Source organism: Sphingobacterium sp. CZ-UAM (assembly GCF_002000245.1).
GTDB lineage: Bacteria > Bacteroidota > Bacteroidia > Sphingobacteriales > Sphingobacteriaceae > Sphingobacterium.
This window is the reverse complement of sequence record NZ_MTCM01000002.1, coordinates 172,633-195,412: the sequence shown is the minus strand read 5'-3', so window position 1 is coordinate 195,412 and position 22,780 is coordinate 172,633. Positions and strand designations below refer to the sequence as shown.

General features: G+C 38.6%; 19 protein-coding genes and 1 pseudogene. 11 read left to right on the top strand and 9 right to left on the bottom strand.

Annotation, left to right across the window (positions count from 1 at the left end):
• Positions 1–77: 77 nt before the first annotated feature.
• From BWD42_RS11095 to BWD42_RS11075, 5 genes are all read right to left on the bottom strand, one after another.
• Positions 78–1,439: a Gfo/Idh/MocA family protein gene (locus tag BWD42_RS11095; protein WP_077436258.1), complete on the bottom strand. Its 1,362-nt coding sequence runs from the start codon at positions 1,437–1,439 to the stop codon at positions 78–80.
• 104 nt (positions 1,440–1,543) lie between these two features.
• Positions 1,544–2,119 (bottom strand): fasciclin domain-containing protein, encoded by a 576-nt coding sequence (locus BWD42_RS11090; RefSeq protein ID WP_254846220.1) that lies wholly within the window; start codon positions 2,117–2,119, stop codon positions 1,544–1,546.
• A 4-nt stretch (positions 2,120–2,123) separates the two neighbouring features.
• Positions 2,124–3,497 (bottom strand): RagB/SusD family nutrient uptake outer membrane protein, encoded by a 1,374-nt coding sequence (locus tag BWD42_RS11085; RefSeq protein ID WP_077436254.1) that lies wholly within the window; start codon positions 3,495–3,497, stop codon positions 2,124–2,126.
• A 9-nt stretch (positions 3,498–3,506) separates the two neighbouring features.
• Positions 3,507–6,599: a SusC/RagA family TonB-linked outer membrane protein gene (locus BWD42_RS11080; RefSeq protein ID WP_077436252.1), complete on the bottom strand. Its 3,093-nt coding sequence runs from the start codon at positions 6,597–6,599 to the stop codon at positions 3,507–3,509.
• A gap of 537 nt (positions 6,600–7,136) precedes the next feature.
• Complete coding sequence (locus BWD42_RS11075) at positions 7,137–7,586, bottom strand: protein-disulfide reductase DsbD N-terminal domain-containing protein (protein ID WP_077436250.1); 450 nt, start codon at positions 7,584–7,586, stop codon at positions 7,137–7,139.
• A gap of 620 nt (positions 7,587–8,206) precedes the next feature.
• On the opposite strand from BWD42_RS11075, the gene BWD42_RS11070 reads away from it, so the two are divergent.
• From BWD42_RS11070 to BWD42_RS11045, 8 genes and pseudogenes are all read left to right on the top strand, one after another.
• Positions 8,207–8,704, top strand: coding sequence for a DinB family protein (locus tag BWD42_RS11070; protein WP_077436248.1), 498 nt, complete (start codon positions 8,207–8,209; stop codon positions 8,702–8,704).
• 603 nt (positions 8,705–9,307) lie between these two features.
• Positions 9,308–10,843 carry a glycosyltransferase family 39 protein gene (locus BWD42_RS11065; protein WP_077436980.1) on the top strand — a complete coding sequence of 512 codons (1,536 nt, stop codon included), beginning with the start codon at positions 9,308–9,310 and terminating at the stop codon, positions 10,841–10,843.
• Positions 10,844–10,863: 20 nt separating this feature from the next.
• Entirely contained in the window at positions 10,864–11,415 is a 552-nt protein-coding gene (locus tag BWD42_RS11060) for a putative glycolipid-binding domain-containing protein (protein ID WP_077436246.1), read from the top strand.
• Between the two features lie 263 nt (positions 11,416–11,678).
• A complete protein-coding gene (locus tag BWD42_RS24975; protein ID WP_254846219.1) occupies positions 11,679–11,990 on the top strand; it encodes a hypothetical protein in 312 nt (103 codons plus the stop codon).
• A 2-nt stretch (positions 11,991–11,992) separates the two neighbouring features.
• A pseudogene (locus BWD42_RS24970) lies at positions 11,993–12,070 on the top strand (hypothetical protein); the annotation flags it as partial.
• 123 nt (positions 12,071–12,193) lie between these two features.
• Complete coding sequence (locus tag BWD42_RS11055) at positions 12,194–13,966, top strand: family 20 glycosylhydrolase (protein ID WP_254846218.1); 1,773 nt, start codon at positions 12,194–12,196, stop codon at positions 13,964–13,966.
• Positions 13,967–14,252: 286 nt separating this feature from the next.
• Positions 14,253–14,810 (top strand): hypothetical protein, encoded by a 558-nt coding sequence (locus BWD42_RS11050; protein ID WP_077436244.1) that lies wholly within the window; start codon positions 14,253–14,255, stop codon positions 14,808–14,810.
• 26 nt (positions 14,811–14,836) lie between these two features.
• Positions 14,837–15,349, top strand: a complete 513-nt coding sequence (locus BWD42_RS11045) for a GNAT family N-acetyltransferase (protein WP_077436242.1) — start codon at positions 14,837–14,839, stop codon at positions 15,347–15,349.
• Positions 15,350–15,436: 87 nt separating this feature from the next.
• Here the strand turns inward: BWD42_RS11045 and BWD42_RS11040 are convergent, their stop codons facing one another.
• A complete protein-coding gene (locus BWD42_RS11040) occupies positions 15,437–15,820 on the bottom strand; it encodes a winged helix-turn-helix transcriptional regulator (protein ID WP_077436240.1) in 384 nt (127 codons plus the stop codon).
• A gap of 210 nt (positions 15,821–16,030) precedes the next feature.
• On the opposite strand from BWD42_RS11040, the gene BWD42_RS11035 reads away from it, so the two are divergent.
• Entirely contained in the window at positions 16,031–16,714 is a 684-nt protein-coding gene (locus tag BWD42_RS11035) for a YceI family protein (RefSeq protein ID WP_077436238.1), read from the top strand.
• A gap of 166 nt (positions 16,715–16,880) precedes the next feature.
• Here the strand turns inward: BWD42_RS11035 and BWD42_RS11030 are convergent, their stop codons facing one another.
• Together BWD42_RS11030 and BWD42_RS11025 are read right to left on the bottom strand one after the other, a co-directional pair.
• On the bottom strand, positions 16,881–18,605 hold the full coding sequence (locus BWD42_RS11030) for a tetratricopeptide repeat protein (RefSeq protein ID WP_139351119.1): 1,725 nt from the start codon (positions 18,603–18,605) through the stop codon (positions 16,881–16,883).
• 310 nt (positions 18,606–18,915) lie between these two features.
• A complete protein-coding gene (locus tag BWD42_RS11025; RefSeq protein ID WP_077436234.1) occupies positions 18,916–20,445 on the bottom strand; it encodes a DUF2931 family protein in 1,530 nt (509 codons plus the stop codon).
• A 201-nt stretch (positions 20,446–20,646) separates the two neighbouring features.
• Between BWD42_RS11025 and BWD42_RS11020 the strand changes: the two genes are divergently transcribed.
• Both BWD42_RS11020 and BWD42_RS11015 read left to right on the top strand, forming a co-directional pair.
• A complete protein-coding gene (locus BWD42_RS11020; RefSeq protein ID WP_077436232.1) occupies positions 20,647–21,216 on the top strand; it encodes a GNAT family N-acetyltransferase in 570 nt (189 codons plus the stop codon).
• 205 nt (positions 21,217–21,421) lie between these two features.
• Positions 21,422–22,039, top strand: a complete 618-nt coding sequence (locus BWD42_RS11015; RefSeq protein WP_077436230.1) for an HPP family protein — start codon at positions 21,422–21,424, stop codon at positions 22,037–22,039.
• A 149-nt stretch (positions 22,040–22,188) separates the two neighbouring features.
• Here the strand turns inward: BWD42_RS11015 and BWD42_RS11010 are convergent, their stop codons facing one another.
• Positions 22,189–22,593, bottom strand: coding sequence for a VOC family protein (locus tag BWD42_RS11010; RefSeq protein ID WP_077436228.1), 405 nt, complete (start codon positions 22,591–22,593; stop codon positions 22,189–22,191).
• Positions 22,594–22,780 lie beyond the last annotated feature (187 nt).

Sequence of the window (22,780 nt, the reverse complement as noted above, 5' to 3'; positions counted from 1 at the left end):
CAAAACTGGCAGCACCACAATGGTCAATAAAGATCATGTGAAATCGACATACTAAACCACCATATCATAATTTATTACTAGGACAGATAAGGATGTTGCCAGGGCATTCGATAAGGTCTTTTCAACAACTTGGTTGCTTCGGGATCATCTGTGCATATTTTTTTCAATGGATCATATCGCAATGGTCTATTTAATTGCATAGCAATATTGGCAAGTATACAACAGGCTGTCGATATATAGCCCTCTTCGATATCAGCTACAGGCAATCGATCATGTTCTATTGCAGACAATAGATCCAATAGATGTTGCCGTGTAGCAGGAGCGGTGTGCAGTTCAATCCTAGGCTCCTCCAGATCAGCCGGAAATTTTTCCTTTTCATAAACCACGTCTTTTTTAATCGGAGTACCTTTACCTACTGGAATAAACTCATATTTCATCACACTTCCTTTTAGCGTTCCTTTATCTCCATAGATAATAAACGCCCAGGGATATTCTGGATCCACAGGATTACCCCACGTACGGTGTTGCCATATACAATTAAGTTCATCATATTCAAATACAGCTGTCTGTGTATCCGCAATAGTCGACTTTCCCTCTTTTTGCACATAGATTCCACCCGTTGCACTAATTTTCGTTGGCCATTTGAGTTGTAATAACCAACGGACAGTGTCAAACATATGCATACCCATATCACCTGTGATACCATTTCCATATTCCATGAAAGTTCGCCACCAGCCCCCGTGAGGTAAGCCGTCGTAAGGTCGTAAAGGAGCTGGTCCAGTCCATAGTTCATAATCAAGAAAGTCCGGGACAGGCTCCGATGCCGGATTACCGTTCCTTCTCATATGATAATAACAGCACATTTCCACATGCGATATCTTACCAAGTAAACCTTGGTCTATAATCTGCTTCTTTGCATCAATCAAATGTGCTGTACTCCGCCTTTGTGTTCCTACCTGTACTTTTTTATTATATTTTCGTGCATATCGTAGTATTGCTTCCCCTTCAAGTACATCAACACTAACAGGTTTTTGCAAATAGATATGTGCTCCCGAACGTATCGCATCTATGGCCTGTCTCGCATGCCAATGATCAGGCGTGCCAATCAGAATGAGATCGAATTGATGATCGGCAAGCATCTTCCTATAATCTTTGTAAAGCTTTGGAATCTGCCCTGAGCGTTGGCGTTCTCCGACCAATCGCCCGGCCTCCTCCAAATGACGGCTATCCACATCGCAAATCGCCACTACATTGACATCGCAGACCTGCATTAGCCTAAATAGATCGCTTTTTCCATACCAACCCGCCCCGATCAGTCCGACCTTGATAGTTTTCGCTAGAGGTTCAAGGGACAATCCTTTAGCTTCTAAAGCGGATAAAGTAACAAAAGCACTTGCACCCAGAAGGAAGTTTCTTCGGTTTAGCATATAATCACCCATAATTTACTGGCCTATTGTTTAGTTTGTTATAAGACAAAACAATAAACTCTAGATAATGTTTTCCACACAAACATTATGGAGAAAACAGATCATCAATATGCTCATTACGTCTTCTCGGATAAAAATACGATGTGATCAACGATATGGATGACACCATTATCCGGAACTAAATTAGATGTGCGGATTTGCCATTGGTTGTTGGTCCCTTCATTGATCAGCCCCACATAAGTACTGGTATGAGACAAGTACATCGTTTGACCTTTTTCAGTCGTATAAGCAATTGGTTTGTTACTCGGAGCCAAGGCAGGATCGCTAAAATTCACGACCGCCTTTACAATATGGTAACGCAAAATATCCTTTAATATCGGTACCGGAATAGCGGCAATATTGTCGTATTTATTTTCTTTTAGATATGCCGTAAAAGCTTGATTCGTGGGCAGAATAAAGGTCGCTTTTTCCTTACGTTCATACAATGCTTCATCCTTACATTGCAAGATAGCTTGTTTCAGTAAGGATAATGAATCCTGCCCCTGAATATATGTCCATGCTGACATATTCAGTTTACTATTGTCTTCTGCGTAGTCATATTCGAAGCTTTCCTGTATTTCGCAACTAGAAAACAATGACAGTGTACCAAAACCGCATAGAAAAAAAATAACAATATATTTTATCTTCTTCATAAGATTATCTATAAAATTCATTTTGTTGCAAATTTGGGTTTTTAAGAAGTTCACCTTCATGTATTGGCCACAGCAAATTTCGTTTATCGGAGAGACCATTGATCGGTTTCATTGTCGAAATAGCAATTTCATTTCGCAGGAGATCAAACCAACGGTGTCCCTCAAAACAAAGTTCTACAGATCTTTCATGCAAAATACTGCCAACTAAACTTCCGAATTGGCTTTGCGCCTTATTTTGATCCAAAACTGGAAGTCCCGCACGAGTACGGATACGGTTCAGTAGGCCCAATGCTTCAACAGGCTGATTTAAATTGGCATGTGCCTCAGCCTTTAGCAGAAGGATATCAGCTAATCGCGTTAATACAATATTGCCTGCGGAAGGTTCTGGACTCTCGTCATTAAATCCTTGCCCAAAAAACTTCCATATCTTACGGGGCTGAACTTGGGACACATCGTAAATACGAGGTTTGCGAAGATCGTGAGGTTCGATTGATGCGATAAAACCCGCACTTGGGACATAATCACTATCCGATCCATTAGCATACCATACACGAAGATTATTGGGTTGCACTTCATTGTACCCGACCTCAAAAATACTCTCGGTACTGCTTCCTTTTACAAAGATGTTATTCCAATCCTCAATGGGCACCAAGGCATACTGCGGGTCCGCAAGTACTTTTTCAGCCATTTCTAGCGCTTGTGCATACTTTTTTTGCCACATATAGAGCTGTGTCAGAAAAGCATAAGCCGCCCCTTTGGTAATCATCACGCGGTTTCTGGCACCTGAATAACTTGAAGCACAATTCTCCGTCGCCAAGATTAGATCTGCTTCCACCTTAGTCAATACCTCCGCCTCAGTGTTCTTCTTGACAAACAGATCTTGATCCAATCCCTCGTATGGTTCCGTAACCAAGGGTACTTGCCCCCATATCCGAACCAAGTAAAAATAAGCTAATGCTCTTAACGCATGAGCCTGCCCAAGTAATTGCCTTTTTTGTTCGCTATCTTCGGTTCCAAATGCCTGTGGAATATATTTGATCGCATAATTGGCACGGGATATAACTGTATAAAAATTATCCCAGCGCGCCGAATTGATAACCGGAGTCAATGTGTTCTGTTGCAGCGCAGCAGGATCACCGGCATGGCGGGTCACAATATTATCAGCCCGCCCCTCGCCCCAGTAAGCAAAGTTCTGACGGAATAGAGCTTGAAGACCATTATAGATCCCATTAACGCCAGCCTGAGCATCACTGGGCTTTTTATAGTAGCCCTGTCCAGAAACATTGCTAATAGGCTCCTTATCCAGTAACGAGTTCGAACAACCGCAAACGGATAAAAATAAAAGAGAATAAAAGGTATATTTTAACAAATTTTTCATCACGATTTATTAAAGACCAAGGATTAAACCAAGCATAAATGTGCGGCTCTGTGGGTAAGAGCCCTCATCCAACCCCACTCGGAGACCAGAATAGGAATTGACATCGGGATCAAAACCTGTATACTTTGTCCAGGTAATCAGATTTGTAGCCGTAACAAAAGCATCGAGCTTACGTAGACCAATACGTTTGCTCCAGCTGGGATCAAAAGAATATCTTAAATTGACATTTTTTAATTTCAGATAAGATCCATCTTCAACCCATCTACTCTGCACCCGACTATCCGACTGTTTGGGATCATCTCGAATCAACCGCGGGAAGTCCGTCTGATCTCCCTGTTCCCGCCAGCGATTGAGCGCGTCCGTGGACAGATTATTGTAACGAACAATTGAATTGCGCTGATGATTCAATTCGCTATAAATCTGATTACCAAAAGAATATTGGAAAAACACATTCAAATGGAAGTTCATATAGCTAAAATCATTGGAGATTCCTCCAAAATACTTTGGCTCCGCGTAGCCAATAATCTCGCGATCGTTTTGATCGATCATATTATCATTGTTGATATCCTTCCAAATGGGATCTCCACCAACGAATGCAGGACCGTTTGCTCCATTTGTTAGCCCACTTGTATTGTCTTCATCACGTGCATACACACCAAGGAAACGCCAACCATAAAATACACCGATAGGCAAGCCTTCCTGTAGAATGTGGAAAGCCCCATTTTGAATATGACCGCCAGTCAGGAGATTCTTAGGCAAGGACGTAACCTTATTTCTATTTAAACTAACGTTTATATTTGTGTTCCAGCTAAAAGCCCCCTCCAGATTACGGGTCTGTAGGCTAAACTCTAATCCTCGATTCTCAATTGACCCTATATTTTGTGTAATAAATTCAAATCCCGTGGTTCCGGGAATAGGTACGTTGTAAAGCAGATCTTTCGTTTTCTTCAGGTAAGCATCGGTAGAAAACAGGATTCTGTTTTTAAAAAAGCCAAGCTCCAGACCAAGGTTATATTGACGTGTTGTTTCCCAGGTAAGGCTTGGGTTGGGCATTACTGTTGGTGCCGCTCCCGAAAAATCCAGATAATTCGTTCCTAAAGTAAACTCACCTCTTGAGGTATAGTCGCCGATCGCCTCGTTTCCGGTACTTCCAAGACTAAAACGCAGCTTACCATCACTTAGCCAGCCCAAGTCCTTGATCCCTTTTTCCTCAACAAAACGCCAACCCGCCGACGCTGATGGAAAGAATCCGAACCGTCGGTTACGACCAAAACGGGAAGAGCCGTCCGTACGAAGGTTGAATTCCAACAAATATTTACCTAAATAATCATAGGTTACCCGACCGAAATAAGAAAGCATGGCATGTTCGGAAGCAATATTAACACCTTGATTTGAAATGATAGATGCTCCATTCAATGTACGGATATCATCACTTGGAAAGTATTCACCATCCAGGCCTGTCCGGTCATAACGCCATTTTTGAAAACTCATTCCCAATACCGCCCCAATATTGTGCGCATTAGCTATATTTTTAGCATAGGTAAAATAACTCTCATTACCCCAGGTAAGGTTTCCAGAAGATCGTACAGCCCCTTTATTATACCCCTCACGGTAATCCAATATGGATGGCATAAATTCGTCTTCTTTCATTGAAATATAATCCAAATTTACATTACTTCGGAACTTAAGATCCTTATATAAATCTATTTCCACGTACTGGCTTCCAACGATCCGGTTACTCTTGTTCAAATTGGTCGAAAACAATGCCATCCCAACGGGATTTCGCTGCCCGATCATGTAACCATTCAATGATCCATTGGGTAGATACATCGACATAATAGGCGGCCGTATCAATAAACTCCGGATAATACTTAGGTTCCCTGAGCCCGCCGCATTTGTCCGGTTGTTCACTGCATTTGTATAAGAAATACTCTGACCTATCCTGATACGGTCCGAAATCGTAAAGTCGACATTCAATCGGGAGGTAAATCGCTTGTAATTGGAGTTTAATATCACACCATCCTGATCCAAATAAGATGAACTCCAAGCATATTTTGTCCCTTGGTTCCCGCCTCGTACAGAGAGATCCAGCTTATATTGCTTTGCTGAACGCATCAACTCATCCTGCCAGTCCACATCGCCGCTGTTCATGGGGTTGAGCGAATCTATAATTGTATAAAACGGTTCCTCAGGTTTGGCCATCCCTCGATAGGAATCCAAAACTGCTTCCCGGTATTGCCTTGCGTTCAAAACACTAAGTTTGCGAGTCAGGGAACTCACTCCCGTAGTGGCATTTAATATCACTTCGGGTCTCCCTTCAGCACCTCGTTTCGTTGTAATCATCACAACTCCATTGGCAGCTCTAGACCCATAAATCGCAGTAGAGGCCGCATCTTTAAGAATCTCAATTGAAGCGATATCATTTGGATTGATATCCGTCATCGGGTTTAGCCCAGAATTTTCGGTACCGTTTAAAGAAGAAATGGAATTGGATTCGAGCGGAATACCATCTACAACAAAAAGTGGATTATTACCCGAGTTCAATGAGGAACTCCCCCGGACACGAATACTCATCTCACCACCTGGTGCTCCAGAATTGGACGAAACCTGCACGCCCGCAGCCCTTCCCTGCAAAATTGAAATGGGATCCTGCAATGTTGTTTTGGCAATTTCTGAAGCACCTACCGAAACGATAGATCCTGTTAGGTTCCGTTTTTTCTGACGCCCGTATCCTACCACAACAGTCTCTTCCATCAGATTGGAAACGGCAACTAGTGCGATCGTATAGCTTGAGCGTGAATCTATTTTTATCGTCTGAGTCGAATAGCCCACAAATGAAAAAGTAATGGATTGCCCTATTGTTACATCGTCCAATACAAAGCCTCCCCTTTGATCCGTACTCACTGTCACATTTTTTGTGTCGCTAAGCTTTACGGTGACTCCAAGTAAAGGCGACTTGGTGGTCGCGTCAATCACCCTACCGGTGACGGTCTTTTGCTGGGCGACCACTATTGCGGGAAAAATTAAATTGCTGCACAAAAAAAATAAGGATAGAACATAATACAGTCCTTTAAGGTTACATTGGTTAGCACTAGATTTCATATGAAAACTTTAAGTATATATCACCTATTAACTATCGATAATGATTAATAAAAAATATTTTAATGAAAACATTTACATTAAAACGTTAAGCATTACCAAATAATTAACGTTTTAAAAAAAATAATAGTATGCACGAAGTTAATTTTAGTAACATTTATGTGACGTAACCACTTTCAAGAAACATTATATTGCCGCACTATCTATTTCATAAAAACTGTTTTCTTTTCCAACCTAATCAATAAAAACTCCCAATGTGCTCTTCGAAAATTGGATATACTCCCAACCTGCGAACCACCTTGCTCGCAGAAATTATTAATCTCGAATAGAAGGCAAAAAAAATAGGTCATAAAAAAGCCCTAGAGCGGGGAACTCTAGGGTCTTAGCCATATATTAACCTATTTTATGAAAAGTATTTGCATTATTAACGCAGTATTGTGCAACTTATTTTGTGCTATATTGAAAAAAATTAATAATTATAAAAAATCCCATCTATAACGCTATAAATGGGATTTTTACGGGATAAAAAAATATATTTTGTTATTTGATCGTTACTGCAAAAGCATATTCATCCGGCGGAAGACATTGTGATGCATCACATGCCTGCCATTCCACGCTACCTTTTACAGTTGCTGTTCCTTTTTTCAACGTTACCTTTTGTTGGAAGATCACCTCATTTGTAAAATATCCCACATCCATTTTAAAAACCTCTTCGTGTTTTACTTTCGGTTTTGGCTCAGCAGTCTTTCCTGCCAATACATAATCGGTCGCATTAGCAAATGTGAATGAAGTCGGAATAGGTCCGCCATCCTTTACGTTTTGCGAATAAATATGCCAGCCGTTTTGAATGGTCGCTTTTACATAGACGATTGCCTCTTTGTTGTTCAGCTTTTTGCTAGCTACAGTCCATTTTACCGGTTTGTGAATCTGAGCAAAGGCGGCAGTTATCATAAAAATAACCGCAGTCATTAACAATACTAGTTTTTTCATTTTTTTATATTTATTTTGGTTTATTACACAATATTCATCCTCCTACCTTCATATCATCCCCTTCTTTTTGTCAGTATGACGATATGGAAAGACAAAAAACGCTACAACAATATTCGCCATAAACAATATAAAACACAACAACAGGTTGATAAAACCATAAATTTTATTGAAAACAACATCAAAAACAATATTATTCACATTTAGCAGTGCTTTTTCATTGCTCTCGCCTTATTTTTTTGCGTCTTAATAATGAAAAGCAAAGCGATATCACGCTGACTATATCACCCAAAGTCTGCCCGTTATCCACTTAAACCAAAAACAATAGATTTGTTACGTTACGGCACCTGTCAAAAATGATCTTTGGCACAGAAATCGCATGATATAAAACTCATAATTTAGGTTAATAATTGGTTAGGTTAGACCGCTTGAAGTTCCCTGCTTCAAGCGGTTTTTTTGTAAAAATCTCTTTCCTCCGAATCCATACTGACATATAGCTGTCAATATCCAAACCTATCTTTGACCTAGCATACAAAAAACAGAATGACTGATTCTTTGTTTAAAAGGATGGAAAAAAACAAGATGAATACATCTAAAATTAAACTAATATATTCCAAAACAAGATGAACACACTTCAACAACTAAAATCTGAACTTGAAAATGAGTACCAGATCACCAAAAATTTTATTGAACTTTTTCCAGAAGGCAAAAATGACTATGCCCCACATGAAAAAAGCATGAAAATAATGCCCTTAGCTACGCATTTAGTGGAGGTGTTTGAATGGCCAAGTACAATTTTAAAAACAACTGAACTCGACTTTGCTGATGGAGGTTATACACCCACTATCCTATCAACGCGTGAAGAATTGCTCCAGAAATTAGACCAAGACTATGAAGCGGGCAAAATAGCCTTGGAAAATGCAGTCGAAGATGATTTAAATCCAAGTTGGACGATCAAGAATGCGGGGCAAAAACTGGCAAGCTGGACAAAATATGAGGCAATCCGTCACTCTTTAAATCAGATCACACATCACAGGGCACAACTAGGTGTCTACTATAGGCTGAATAATATTCCTTTACCATCAAGTTACGGCCCTTCTGCCGATTCACAGAATTTTTAGACTATACGATCATTTTTTTAATAAATGTGCATACAAACAGTCCCATGGTCAACCATCGCTTATGATCTAAGACTGTTTTTATGCAGTTTCGTAATGCCTCCTATCCCCACCTGCAACATGCTTCAGTCGTGACAGCCGCAGGATGAATCCCTGGTGTTTCCGGAGTGAGTCCGTGCTGAGTCCGTGTTATACTTATTAAAACCACGTTCACATCCTAGCCAGATCACCCTCACAATTGCCCTCGGGCATGTTTAAAGAGCGATTCAGGTAGGAATGGTTCTCGAATGGTTACCGAAAATAGGCTAAATACTCGGACTCACTTATCGGAAACGCAGTTTTTTGATGAATAACCTTTCTGCATCCATCAAGCGCACTGAGCGTCAATATCATGGCATAATATTTGAAAAAAATTATCGACAAGCCAATTAAATGGTATACAAAATGGGCTAAAGAACCCGTAAGCCAAAATATAGCGTATATTTAAACCTTGAATCTGATTATTTTCGGAAGCGCGGGCAGAAGTGACCAAAATAAAAGATGACAATCGGACATCAACGATCGAAAGAAAATAGAACTGGAGCTTATGGACAAATCCGTTCCCAAATGAAAAGACATCTTATTCTTGCAGGACTTATCCTGCTAAAGTTTATTATTCAATATCAATTGATAAGTCCAATATATGATTTACATCGGGATGAGTTTTTACATTTAGATCAGGCCAATCACTTGGCTTGGGGATATTTGTCCGTTCCGCCGTTGACCTCATGGTTTTCCTACCTCATTAAGATTTTAGGAAACTCAGTATTCTGGATCAAATTTTTCCCTGCACTGTTCGGAGCGCTAACCATTCTAGTCGTCTGGAAAACCATTGAAGAACTCAAAGGAAATCTCTTTGCCTTGCTATTTGGTACATGTTGTGTTAGTTTTTCGGTCTTATTTCGTTTAAACACGCTGTATCAACCCAATTCATTTGATGTTCTGTCATGGACATTGATCTATTATTTTATCATAAAGTATCTCAACAGCGAACATCCTAAATGGCTATACTTTATTGCGGTAGCCTTTGGCCTGGGATTTTTAAACAAATATAATATCGCCTTTTTGATCCTAGGGCTTATACCAGCCATTATAGCTGTTCCAGAACGTAAAATATTATGCAATAGCAAACTTTATTATAGTATGCTAATTGCTTTTTTGATCATCCTCCCTAATTTAATCTGGCAATACATGAACAATTTCCCTGTTTTTTATCATTTCAAAGAACTTGCGGAAACCCAGCTCATCAATGTCAACAGATGGAGCTTTCTCCGATCTCAATTTCTATTTTTTTTCGGAACTTTTCCTGTTATTGGCTTTGGATTATATGCTTTATTATGTTATCCCGCATTTCGAAAATATCGGCTATTCTTTTTGTCTTTTTTTATTACAATTGGTATTTTTCTATTTTTAAAAGCCAAAGATTATTACGCAATCGGTATATATCCCATTTATTTTGCTTTTGGTGCAGTCTATATCTCAACACTTTTAGAGAATAAGGCTGGAAGAATTTTAAGCCCCCTTTTAATTGCACTACCTCCTGTTTTCTTTATTCCTGCTTATTTGCTGACATTCCCCAACAAGAGCCCACAATATATTGCGAACCATCCCGAAAAATACCGCAAAATTGGCATGTTGACCTGGGAGGATGGTAAAGACCATCAACTTCCGCAAGATTTTGCGGATATGCTGGGCTGGCAGGAGCTCGCCAAAAAAGTCGATGACATTTATAGCAAAATTCCCAATCCACAAAATACGCTCATACTTTGTGATAACTATGGTCAGGCGGGCGCTATAAATTATTATTCCAAACTTGGAATCCGTGCAGTTACCTTCAACGCTGATTATATCAATTGGTTTGATTTCAGCCATGAATTTCGCAACTTGATTCGCATAAAAAATTCATGGGAAAACCAATCTGAAATGAACGAAACCGCGCCTTATTTTGTACAATCTATACGGTCAGACTCCATTACAAACAAGTATGCAAGAGAATATGGAGCTGTGATTTTCACATTCATCAATGCAAAAATCAATATCAACCAACGAGTCCGGAAGGAAGTCGAACAAGAACAACGTCAACATATGTTGCCTGTTAAATAATTACTTAATATAGCGATCAGATGAAAACAATATTATGGCGAGGAGTTGCTTTCAACTCCCTGGAATATTTCAACATACAGGAAAAGCAGGATCATCATATCGTGGTCTCAAGAATTATAGGTTACTATCAGGAAAAAATTTATTCAGCAACTTATCAACTGACTATAAACAAACAGTGGGAGATCGAGGAGTTTTTTATTGATTCCGAGGTCGATATGATCAAAAATACCCTAACTGGGAAAAAAACAGGTATCAATTGGGAAATCAATCATTTCGATAATCCTAGCTTCAAAGGTTTTCTATATATAGATATCTCTTTAACTCCCTTTACAAACACGCTACCAATAAACAATCTACAGCTTAAAATTGGTGATTCAAAAGAAATAGATATCATCTATATCGATCTGATCAATAACCAAATCACACCTGTTCGACAACGTTATACAAGGACAGATTTCAACGAATATCTATACGAAAATATCGTCAGTGATTTTACAGCTCATATTCAGGTGGATGAGAATGGACTGGTCCTAAACTATCCCGGTTTATTTGAAAAGATAGCTGGAAATTAGTTTCAATTTTCCCGAAATAAAACCAGCTTAAATCCCACCCTCCCCCTTGCCCTAATAATGCCTTCCGATCCAAAAAATAAATCAACATGCGTATAGGTTTTATAACGATGTCATTAGATAACAGTATTTCTAGCATATATCTTTTGTTACCTCCGTTTACATAAAATATTTCTATATTGGTTCCGAGTTTTTCATGCTAAACCGACAAATTCTATTTGGTAAGATCACAAACACGTAATTATTAAGAAATCACAAAAAACTTTATGTCTAAAGCTATTTCACTGCTCCTGCTATTATCCGCTTTCTATTGGCCTAGTACAAGTTATGCGCAAGAAAAAAATCATCCTCCCCAGCTGATCCCTTTTCCCCAACAACTGGAATCATCTACGGGTTTCTTTCAAATAGCCAAGGGAGAACTCTCTTATACCATTGATCCCGACATCTCCTCAAACGCCTTAGATCAATGGATACGTCAAGCGTTATTTGGAAATATTTCCAAAAAGAAGGTGACACATGCTAGTGCAACGTTACGATTGATTAAAAAAATGGCCTTTCCAAGGAAGGTTATGAATTAACAATTGACAAAAAAGGAATACAAATTTCAGCGTCCTCGGATCAGGGGATATTTTATGGATTACAAACCGTACAGCAGGTTTATCTCCTAGCTAAATCCAGTGGTATTATTCGTTTGCCCTATCTGTCAATTAAAGATCAGCCAGCATTTCAATGGCGTGGTGTAGAACTAGATGTAGCGCGACACTTCTTCTCAAAAGACTATTTGTACAAGTTTATCGATCTCTTATCGTCCTATAAATTCAACAAGCTTCACTTGCATCTCACAGATGATCAAGGCTGGCGTATCGAGATAAAAAAATACCCAAAACTTACTTCAGAAGGTGCGTGGAGAACCTATAATAACCAAGATTCAGCATGTCTTGCCAAAGCAAAAGACAACCCCGATTTCAATCTTCCCAGCGAACACAAGCGCATCCATAATGGACAAGAGGAGTATGGTGGATTTTACACGCAACAGGATATCAGGGATATCGTCGCCTATGCATCGAGCAGACAAATCGAGATTATACCTGAGATCGATATGCCCGGTCACATGATGGTCGCTACCAAAGCTTACCCCGAGCTACTCCTGGATAGCGAGACTGCAGGCTGGGGAAAACAGTTCTCCGTACCAATCAGTCCCTGGAAGGAAAGCAGTTATACGTTCATAGAAAACGTACTTAGCGAGGTTATCGAGCTTTTCCCTTCCACTTATATTCATATTGGTGCTGACGAAGTCGAAAAAGATTCCTGGTCAAATTCAGCTATAGCCAAAGCATTTATGAAGGAGAAAGGCATAGCAAATTTACATGACCTACAGAGCTATTTTGTAAAACGGGTTAATAACTTCATACGTTCGAAAAACAAACGCAGCATTGGTTGGGATGAAATACTTGATGGTGGTTCGGATACATCGATGACAGTGATGTATTGGCGGGGGTGGGTAAAAAACGCTCCTCGTGAGGCAGTTAACCGTGGTCATCAACTCATCATGACACCTACCAACCCCTTGTATTTTGACTACCTTCCCAATAGTAGCAGTTTGGATGCGGTATATAATATGTCTGTCATACCTTCTGATATTCTAAGCAACAAATCAAATTTAGTTCAGGGCGCACAGGCAAATATATGGACAGAAATGATTCCATCGACAGCCCGGTTAGAATTTATGATTCTGCCAAGATTGAGCGCTTTGGCAGAACGGGTCTGGACCAATAAACCACTATATGAGAGCTATAGAAATAGATTAATCGCTCACTTTGGGCTCTGGAACAAAATGGGACTGCGTTACCGGATGCCGGATTTAAATGGTTTTGCCGATAATCAGGTTATCATTGATGGACGATCCATGCTAAAAATTGAGAATGAACTTCCAGAAAATGCAATTCATTATACCACTGATGGTAGTCTACCAACGCAGAAAAGCCCGGTGCTAAGCGATTCACTTATTGTCAAAGACGAAGGAACCATACGTTTCGCAACGATATCTTCTTCAGGAGCGAAAAGCGAATTGTACCAAGTGAATTTCAAGAAAGACACCTGGAAAAAAAGTGTTACCGAAGATGTGAAGAATATGCAGCCGGGATTGACCGCAACGCTATTTAATGGAACGTTTGCAAACACAACTGCAATAAAAGGTGAAGCGGTACGCCAGGAGATTATTAAGAATATCCATTTGAGCGATACAATTAAAATGCCTTCATTTGGTGCAAAAATTAAGGGTTATCTATACGTAAAAGAAAAGGGGATCTATAATTTCTATTTCACTTGCGATGACGGCGGAGTTTTGCGCATACATGATCAGGTGGTCGTAGACAACGACGGACAGCATGCCCCAATTATGAAAAGCGGACAGATCGCTTTAGAAAAAGGATATCATCCGATTAGCATCGATTTTATAGAAGCGGGGGGTGGTTTTACCTTGAAACTTCAATATCGTGTTAACGGTTCTAAAATGACCGACATACCCGAAGAAAATCTATTCCGAAAAAATTAGACGTAATGGCTGTCTCTTCTATAAAAAAGAGACAGCCTACATCATACCTTTCGTTCCATTATTCTCCCTATTCTCCCTTCTATAGAAATTGAAAAAGATTCAGCTTCGGATCCGCATCAAAATCTTTGGATATTATCTATCGTAGCCCTGTTGCACAATCAAAACTTTTACTATCTTTATTTTACTTAGCCAGAGTTATGATAACGACAAATAAAAAGCCATCTGGCTGAACCAGATGCAACCAAGATAATTTGTTAAGATCGGCTCAAAAATATATTAACACAATATGAGCTTTTTAAATTTCTTAAAAGGACAACATAAATTGAAGCAGATTGATGTGAGTGAAGACCAGGACTTTGTAGATCTGCAACTAACGATAACCAAAAACTGGAATGATGAAAACCTAAATCATATTATCCAGGCAAAGGGTCTTTGGGGGAAAGAAACTGTAGGTATAGAGCTCTCATTTCGACGCGATATGAAATTAGGTATCGTCAATACAGAAGTAGACAAGAAAAGATTTTATCGAGAAGGAGTCAACTTCTATTCCATAGGGGAATTGAGTGATAATTTCGCTAAGGCTGTAAGTACCTTGTTTAAAACTGAGGCCAGCTCTTTCAAGATGCTCGACACCATAAGCTCCACAGCATTTGTACTTAGTGGCCAACCAGAGTATTTTGACGAAGAGTATATAAAAACCAAAATTTTCTTTGATGATACAAACGAAAAGGATCGTTATTCAGAATGGTATGTGAATATTGACCTCAAAAATAGAATTCTTGAATTAAGGGAAAAAGATCAGGAGTATCGAAAAAACATCATTAATGTGTTGACAAATAACTAGTTTTTCGATAATTTAGCGATTACTACATGTGTTTTCAACCTTTAAAACTTGATTCTGCCCCCTATTCTATTCGTCAGTTATTGGAAAGCGAATTTGAATATTATAAATCAATTCGTCTGGAAGCAATTCAGACGGAGCCCACCTTATTTCGATGGAGCGATCCGGCAGAAAGCGATCTCTCTGATTTAGACTGGCAAGAGCGTATAAAATATCCGCGGATTGTCTTTGGACTTTTCAAAAAAGACGAACTAATCGGTATGACCAGCATGCTATTATTAAACGATTCTGAAGCCTATTTTGGGCAATCTTTTATTCGTCCTAAATATCGCGGACAAGGGCTTTCAAATCTTTTATACAAAATTAGAATGGCCTGGGTCGATGCACAACAGATCAAACGGCTCGTCATCAGTCATCGGGAAATCAACACGGTTTCAAAAAAGGCGATCCATCGCGCAGGTTTCGAATATAGTCACCGGGAGCTTGTGTATTGGCTTGATGGCACAACTGGTTACTCATTGTACTACCGCTTAGAACTTTAACACACATTTGATCTGATTTCGAAAATAAGCATCACAGTAATCATTTCACCCAAGTGAAAACCTATTGTAAATTAAAGAACAAACCACCTATATAGCAGCTGGACTAGTCTCGTTTTTTTGATAAAGTGTGCTTCTGTAAGTAATACCCCATTTAGCTATTTCATCAATAATAGGCCCTAAAGTTTTACCGCAATCAGTAAGCTCATACTCCACAGTAAGTGGCTTGGTATTCAAGACGGTTCTTCTGATAAGACGGTTCATTTCCAGATCTTGCAGCTCTTTGGACAGCATTTTTGCCCCAATCCCATCAACTTCTCTTAACAATTCCATAAACCGTAACTTTTCAAACAACATTAATGTCCCAATAATGTGGAATTTCCATTTACCTGCCAAAATCTCCATGCTATCATTTATCGCCAATATCCGCGTTTTACAAGCAGTGGAGGAACTTGATAGTGCTTCCTTTTTCATTTTACTTGATCTCCTTCTATTGAGTACAAAAATACTGAATTACAGCTACACAGCCCACTATCTTTTTGGAAAGTAGTTTCTTTAAGGAAACTAATACCAAAAATAAACTATCTATAATCTACCTTTGTAATCATAAATTAAAATGGCATGATTGATGCCAACGTTACAGAACAATACAAACATCTTATTAAAAAATAAAACGATAAAAAAATGAAAAAACAATTAATCTCAGGTTTAGCACTTATTCTGTTATTCGCTTCTTGTCAGAATACAGGTGGAGACAAAGCAAAAACAACATCAGCACAAGAGGTGACTGAACAAAAAGGACAGACCTATACTGTAGAGGCAGACAAAAGCACAGTAAAATGGACTGGTTACCACAAAGGTGGTTTGAATCCAAGATACGGTGTATTAAAAAGTGAGGGTACACTTTCGGCTGAAAACAATGCTGTTACTGGTGGATCGTTTACTATTGATATCAATTCAATTGTAACAGATAGCGCTTCTGTAGACCCTACTACCGCAGGTGGCAAAAAATCAACAGATTTGGATGCACACTTAAAAAGTGCTGATTTCTTCGATACGGCTAAATATCCAACAGCGAAGTTTGAAATCACCAAAGTTGCTCCATTTGATGCTGCGCAAGGAAAAAGTGTTGTTGCCGATGCTACAAACACAGTCAGTGGAAACTTGACAATCAAAGACAAAACAGTAAATGTGACATTTCCTGCTAAAATCACTTTCAATGGTGAAGAGGTTACATTCTATTCTAAATTTACGATCCAAAGACAAGATTGGGGACTTACTTATGGTACAGAAGGTAATCCACAAGATTGGATGATCGCACAAAATGTCGACATTGAACTTAATGTTACAGCGAAAAACGCAAAATAGATTTCTAATGGCTGATACAGCCTCCTAGATTTCCAGCTATAATCAAGTTGGCTTACAGAAGAGCCAACTTGATTATTCTTTATCCTAATCGCATCCTTAACCTACCAAATCCCTATTATTTCCCATCCTGACCAGGTACATATCGTTAAATTAGTACGGATTCATTTTAATCACCCACTTCCATCTTTTTCTTTAGACGTTGTTTTGCTTTTTTTATTGCTTCATTAGACACGCAGAGGAGCTCACTCATACTGCTGTTGTTAAGTTCCAATTTTTGCAATGCAAGTATGCGCAGGTCGTTATCTGTAATTTTTGAATAATTTTGTTTCATTTGTGATAAATAACCTGGATACACTTTATCAAAAACATGCCTGAACTTTAACCATCGTTCATCAGTCATAATATGTGTCTGCAACATGGCATTTAAAGTATCAGAAACTTGGGCCATATACGCTGGGCTTTGTTCGGATACCTTCACAATCTCCTGCCGAAGCTCTTGAATAGTTGTATCATTTTGTTTGATTGTATCGGTAAATTCGCTAAGAGAATCTTTTAAGATCAAAAGCTCCTGATCGAGTAATTGCCGCTCGTAACCTAGCTTGAGCTGGTCTTTTTCAAGAAGAGTATTTCTCATTTTGATTTTTGCTTTGGACCTGTTGATTAAGAGCAATACGATCGCAAACACTAAAATCAAACAGAGCCCTATAAATTGATAGATCCGTTTGGTATGGAGTCTTTTTTCCTCGGCAGATTGAATCGCTCGATGATATCGTTCGGTTTCCCTTTGCCAAAGGGCCCTTTGTATCTCTTTATCATTTATCCTTTTTTCTAATGAGTCTTTTAAAAGCAGATAGACATGTAAATATTTAAGTTCATCTCCTTTTTGATTTAATCCCTGGGCAATAGCAGACAATAATTTTGAGGCTTCCATCTTATATTGCAGAAAATAGGGTTTTTCTTCCATTAGGTTCATGCTGGTTACAACATGCTGTCGGGCCAGTGCCCACTTTTTTAGGACGATATACCAATTAGCCAAATTGAGATTTGCCCGCATGGCATCTTTTCGCTCATTAAATTGCATAGAAAGCGCTATGTTCTTTTGAATTAAAGCAATTGCTTTTTGTTTATTGCCAGCTTTCCATGCCTGATCAGCTAGATTCCCAGAAATAATGCCAATCCACACGGAATCTTTGGCCAATTTTGCTTCCGACATCGCGCGGTTGAAATAAGTAACAGCTTGATGATTAAGCGAATCCTTCGTTAGATAAACCGCAATGGCATTGATAAGGTCAACACGTTCTCTTGATGCTGCTTTCGAAAAAGGTAATGCCTCCTGCAAGTAATCAACGGCGATACTATGATCTCCAATATAACTATAAAAATTTGCGATGAATTGGTAGTGCTTAACGACCAATGGTATTTTTTTGATGTCAATTCTGGATTTTAAATCATTTGCACGCAAGAAGAATGGAAATGCTTCCTTTACTTTTCGATAGACAAAGTTATAGTAGCCCTGCCTCGCATAGCCTATCATTTCCAATTCAATACTAGGATACTTTTGAAGCAATTGCTCCGCAAGCCGATAGTACTGATCAGAAACAGCATTAGTCCGATCAAACGCAATCGAATATCCATCTGCCATACGCATATAGTATCCCCATTTCAGTATATTATTATGTTTCCTATCGGCGAACGTTAGAACAGGAGCCAACGTATTTTTTAATGCAACAGTATCCTTCCCAAAGTTAGCTGGAAATTGGAGGATAGCTTCCAATTGACGAACCGGATCTTCAATATGTGTTATTTTTTCTATAGATTGTCCAAGGGCTATACTCGTAGTTTTTATTGTCAGAATAGCTAAGAACAACATACAAAATAAATAAACTTTCATTTTTAAAAAGGTCAAATTTTTATTAAAATGGCTAATGGTAACAGGTCAACTCGTAATAGATTTAATTTCCAGATCTGCCCTCTTAAAATCAGACATTCCCCATAAACAGTTGGATTCCCCAATAGTATTGGAATGACTTTTTTAATTATTTAGCAAAATGGTTAATATAGACTAATAAAACGAGGGTAAAGGCCCTGATTCGTTGTCGTAAATATACAATTTATCCAACTAAGAAATCAGTCTCTTTTGTTAAAAAATTGTTAGCTCGAGCAGCAAAAGACTTTTTAACACCGACGCGTCCACCCGAAGATCAAAACTTCTCGCCATATGCTATGATTTGGGTTTCCATCAGCAAAAGCTCATGTTCAGCATTTTTTAATCGGGCAGTCGCCCTGCCATTTTGGGTATCTACGCTAATTTCCATCTCAGCTTTTATATTTTTATCGCGATCAAAAAAAGCTTTGAATTTGTTAAAAATATCCGTTTCATCAAATTCAAAATTTACAGCACAACGGTTTTGATTTTTATCATACCATTTGACATATATATGCTGTGGGATTCTCCTTTTTTCAGCAACTATATTTTGTGCCCTTTCGTCGAAAGCAAAACGTTCAGCATTAAAATACCGAAAAATAGCATCATACGTTTTTATTTCTGGAGCGACCACAAACTTTGGGTTCCAGGTGTAAGCTGCGCCCAGTTTTTTCCAATAATCATTAGGAATAGGCTGATTTTTTTTTGCCATTTGTATGGCCAAAGGAATAATCATCGTATCTGTCAAGACCTTATTGCGCCACTCCTGATTAAATAAATCGCCATACACCATCTCCTTACTGTCAGAAACCTTCCGACCAATATCGATTTTCTTCGCTTGATACTGACCTATTTCAACTTGGCGATACCCAGATCCTCCAGCCCATACCACGAGTCCTCCACCGGGAGCAAACCCGAAAATAATCTTGTTATAATGTTCCTCAACATCACTGTTTATTCTTCTTTCGATATAAGGCTGCTTAAAAAGTGTAAGCAATTTGTTGTAATCTATTGTGTCATGGAATTGATAGAAAGTATTCTCTGAAAACGAATACCAAGTTACATCAATTGCCTTTGGCAATGACATTATACGTTTATAGGTTTCAGCACCTGCCTCTCCCCATTTCGCGTGATAATTCACAGTATTTCCTTCACTAAATGTAAACTCATAATTCTTATCTTTCGGGAAGATGAATGTCCCTTTGTAGAGTTGTACCGGATAACCTGCTGGATTACTCATTGCGGCAGCCCATTCAAATCGACCCTCTTTTAAATTATCTGCCTGATCTTGCCGCTCCCGTTCAGCTTCCCGAACCTCACGGCCAACAGTCGAAAAAATAGAGACAAGTACAGTGAATAAAATACAGGCCAAAAACGTCAGTATCAATGCTGTCCAAGATTTTAGGCCCCAAACAAAGGTAATGCTACTAAATAAACTCAAAAAAATACTCAAAATTAAAATCAGCGGGAACATCTCAGAAATTACTCCCCCCAGATCAGCGTATATCTTGTGCTCATATGCGTCACCTAGTGTACCGACAAAAAGCAACACCGGTAACAATGTGGAAAATATAAAATAATATAAAAAACTGTAAATACCCTCAAAGACAATACTGGGCTTCTCAAAGACATTACATCGTTTCCGAAGCTTATTAAAATGAAAGTAAATAAGGGTAATTACAAGAAAATAAGGCGAAACACAAAATGCACCATAAACCAAGTCCATATCAGCATCTTGTGTTAACAACATTGCCAATAATCCCAAAACAGTCACAATGAAGGCCGAAACCGTAGCTTTAAGAACCATATATAGGTTTTATTATTTATTGATACAACTTTACCCAAAAGTAATAAGAAATGGATGCATTGGGATACAACAATTCATATTCAGTGCAATTCGTTATATATTCGTTCTATTTATTCACCCCACTTAAGAAACCAATATCGCAACATTTAAAAGAAAACAGATCATTTTATTAACTTAGCTCCTATACAGCAAATACGAATTATGCATTTGACGATTAGACCAGCACAACAAGATGATGCCGCCGTTGTACCTGAAATCATGTTACAGGCGATGGAAGATATTATCTTTCGTTTTATACAAAAAGAGGACAAAAAAGAAGCAGTATATTTTTTAACAGATCTTTTTCAGCAAAGCAAAAATCTATATAGTCATGAAAATACTTTTGTTGCTGTAGATCCCGAAGGCAATATTATGGGATCATTGACTGGATATGATGCCGATCATTTTATTGCACTACGACAACCGATACTGGAGGTCATGCAAAAACAATACGCCAATGATCTAATCCCTGAACCTGAGACAACAGGCCAGGAATTTTATATAGATTCTGTTGCGGTATCCCCTGCTGCAAGAGGTAAGGGCGTAGGCACTGAATTATTGAGACATGCGATCAAACATGCCAAAACAGACGGTTTTAAACAAATAGGTTTATTGGTTGACCTAGATAATCCTAATGCCAAGAAGCTTTATGAACGGCTTGGCTTCACATTAGGGAACAAAATGCCTTTCATCGGTGGCGAATACTATCATATGTATATTCGACTTGTTTAGGTGAAATTATAACGTCAAATTCGTGAAAAACCTTAACTTTCCTATTCAAATGTTCTTTTTCAGAACTAAAATCGTTAACTCCATAAATTCGTTAAAATAGAATTTAGGACAACATATTGTCTAGCTTATTTATAAATACCACAAAAATTGATATAAAAGATATAAAAATGAAATCTTAAAAATCCCTATTTTTGCGCAGATCAACATGAAAAATCAACTTCATCGGCAACTCCGCATTTACAGATATGTTATCTATCGGGAAACATTAATTGATCCCTGGGAACATTTTTGGTCTTTTATCGGTGCATTTGTGGGTATATTTATTATCGCTTTTATTCAATCACTTCATTTTCCTCCCTTGGAGAATATATTCCTGATCGGATCATTTGGAGCTTCCTCTGTTCTTGTTTATGGAGCCATACAAAGCCCGCTTGCACAACCTCGAAACTTAATCGGAGGTCATGTGGTTTCAGCAATAGCTGGAGTTACCGTAGCACAGCTACTTCCCGATATCATCTGGCTCACTGCCCCCTTTGCAGTAGCCTTGTCTATTGTATGCATGCAACATACCCGCACATTACACCCTCCAGGGGGAGCGACGGCGCTAATTGCTGTCAGTAGTGGAACCAAAATTTCTTCCTTAGGGTATTGGTATGTATTGAGTCCCGTACTCTCCGGCTGCCTGATTTTATTTGTAGTAGCACTTATTTTTAATAATATTACCAAAAACCGGCATTACCCTGTCAAAAGATCACGTTTACGGCGTTCACGGCGACAACATCTAAAATCACGATTTCAACGAACCAAAGCGACATCCGCCTAATTTGATCATTCGATCTACTTCACTATCATAGCAAAAACTTATATAAACGTAAAATCGTATACTTCAATGCTCATTCCTAGATAACAATCGAAGCATACGATCTACAAAATTTTGAATCTTATCATGCAATTTCCGTAGTATAAAGCCTATTAAGCACCTGGAAATTTACTCATATCCATATAAAATATTTCCCAGGTATGACCATCATAGTCTTCCAACTTTCTTAACTGCATAAAACCATGATCCATCATTGGCATTGGTTCAGTTCCTCCCGCAGCCAGCCCCTTATCAACAATTTCATTTACGCGATCCAGACTTTCCACAGAGAGGGCAAATAGCCCAGCAATATGATTTTTGGTATCGGCTAGAGGTTTATTCGTAAAGGATTTAAATTTATCATGTGTCATGATCATAACAAATATATGCTCACTCCAGACCATACATTTAGCATCATCATCACAAAATTGTAGATTTACTTCAAAACCCAATTGAGTATAAAAATCCATCGATTTGTTTACATCCGCCACTGCGAGATTAATAAATACCTGTTTCATCTTTTAAATTTTTAATTGCTATTGATAATACAAACTTGCGCATTTGGATTTAAAAAAATCTTGGCCTATGCCAAGATTTAAAGGTTTCTGTGAATATGTTCCGCGTTGAATCTTCGCTTTAATACTTTTCTAATTTAAGTGTAATAAATTGTTCCCAATTACCATCTTCCGAAAGCAAATACAAATA